The sequence below is a fragment of the Rhodococcus sp. EPR-147 genome (genome assembly GCF_001647185.1).
Classification (GTDB): Bacteria; Actinomycetota; Actinomycetes; order Mycobacteriales; family Mycobacteriaceae; genus Rhodococcoides.
In genome coordinates this window covers 1-1278 of record NZ_LVCU01000229.1, presented here as the reverse complement: position 1 = coordinate 1278, position 1278 = coordinate 1, and the positions used below count along the sequence as shown (strand labels likewise).

Annotated in this window: 1 protein-coding gene; it reads left to right on the top strand. The window is 67.0% G+C overall.

Translation table 11 applies throughout. The features are described 5' to 3' along the window. Nucleotides 1–1278 (top strand): dihydrolipoyl dehydrogenase family protein (locus A2J02_RS11240; RefSeq protein ID WP_068050117.1); only part of this gene is annotated, 1278 nt, incomplete at both ends.

The following is a 1278-nucleotide window of genomic DNA, read 5'->3' as shown; positions in this document are numbered from 1 at the left end:
TCGGTGGTGAGTGCTCCTATTGGGCATGCATGCCGAGCAAGGCACTGCTGCGCCCCAGCGAGGTTCTCGACACCGCGCGAAATATGCCGGGCGTCAAGGAACTGGTGGGCGATCAACCCCTCGACGCCGACGCCGTCCTGGCCCGACGCGAATCCTTCACCCACGGTCTCGACGACTCCTCGCAGGTGGCGTGGGCCGAGTCGGCCGGCATCTCGGTGATCCGTGGCCACGGTCGCCTCACCGGGGAGAGAACCGTCGAGGTCGACGGCCGCACGCTCACAGCCCGTCACGCAGTCGTCCTCGCCACCGGAACTACCGCATCCGTACCGAACACACCCGGCCTGCGCGATGCCCTGCCGTGGATCTCCCGTGATGCCACCAACATTCACGAGACGCCCGGTCACATCGCGGTGATCGGCGGTGGCGTCGTCGCCACGGAGGCGGCAACCTGGTTGCTCTCGCTCGGAGCGAAGGTCACGATGATCGTGCGCGGATCGTCGCTGCTGGCCGGTTCCGAGCCGTTCGCAGGCGAACTCGTTGCCGAGGCTCTGAAGGGGCGAGGCGCGGAGATCATGCTCGACGCCTCCCTCGAGTCGGTGTCACGAGAGAACCCGGTCGACACCGGAATCGGCCGAATCCACGGGGGCACTATCCGTCTCGTCGTCGACGGCAGCGAGATCGTCGCCGATGAAGTGCTCGTTGCTGCGGGACGTACTCCGGCGAGCTCCGACCTCGGATTGTCGAGCCTCGGACTCGAGGACGGGCGCTACATCGACGTGGACGACCATCTGACCGTTCCCGGCCACGACTGGCTCTACGCGGTGGGCGATGTCAACGGCCGAGCTCCGTTGACGCACATGGGCAAGTATCAGGGCCGAGTGGCCGGGGACGTCATTGCCGCCAAGGCCGACGGCAAGCCGCTGAACAGCAAGCGATTCCGCGCATCAGCGGATCACGGCCAGATCCCCCAGGTGGTGTTCACGCCGGTCGAGGTGGCATCCGTCGGACTGACAGAGGCCAAGGCCCGAGAGGAAGGCATCGACGTCGAGATCGTGGCCCAGGACATCGCCGTCGCGGGCTCGTCTCTGCAGCAAGACGATTACTCGGGGCGGGCGCAGCTGGTGATCGACCGCGCCACCGACACGATCGTGGGCGCGACCTTCGTCGGACCGGGTGTGGCGGAGCTGGTGCATGCCGCCACTGTCGCTGTGGTCGGCAAGGTGTCGCTCGACGACCTGTGGCATGCGGTGCCGTCGTACCCGACGGTCAGCGAGATCT